At 38.4% G+C, this 612-nt stretch carries 1 protein-coding gene; it reads right to left on the bottom strand.

Annotated features, from left to right (window positions below; genetic code table 11):
- Window positions 1–244: hypothetical protein (locus OU788_RS12630; RefSeq protein WP_274635486.1), on the bottom strand; the 244-nt coding region annotated here is incomplete at its 3' end.
- Between the last annotated feature and the right edge of the window lie 368 nt (window positions 245–612).

Here is a 612-nt window from a genome sequence, read left to right as displayed (position 1 = left end):
CTGGAAAAAAAGGTGTACTAACACAAATCAAAAGGCAAGAGCCACAAATTTGAAATGGATTACACATTCCGCTATCTTTTTGTTCGTTCTGATTTTCTGAATTATGATTGTCAGAAATTGGATTACACTTACTACTGCTACAGCAAGTCTGTTGGGTTTCTGACGAAAACGGAATAGCATCAATCGCTGGTTTTACCGAGAGAAAGATTACCGTGAAGGCTAATATGTAAGTTAAAATTTTCATCAGATTGTTGCAAAGCTACAAAATTTCAATGAGTTTCCTTTCGAGCGTTGGCGAAAAACAGCTCTTTTGGTTTTTTCTGCGTTGGCTTTCGTGTCGGCAAAAACCAAATGTGCTGTTTGTGCGGCTGGCTTTTTAGCTTGTGGCTAACGGTCTCGTGTATGAGCAGTAGCGGATTTTTACGCACTAACTTTTCGGTTAAACACAGACCTTTTTTATATTTACTTGCTTTCATTTTAGCGACTAACCCGCTATTATTTTTATACATTGTTGTAAGCTGGCTTTTTTCAGTTCAGCTTGGTTTTCAGCGTTGGCAAGACATACTCTTTTGCAATTTTTGGCGTAGCGTTGGCTTTAGCGAATTGCAAATG

The organism is Tenacibaculum sp. L6, assembly GCF_028823685.1.
GTDB lineage: Bacteria > Bacteroidota > Bacteroidia > Flavobacteriales > Flavobacteriaceae > Polaribacter.
Note: the sequence above shows the minus strand (reverse complement) of the source record. Positions and strands in the feature narration are given on the sequence as shown.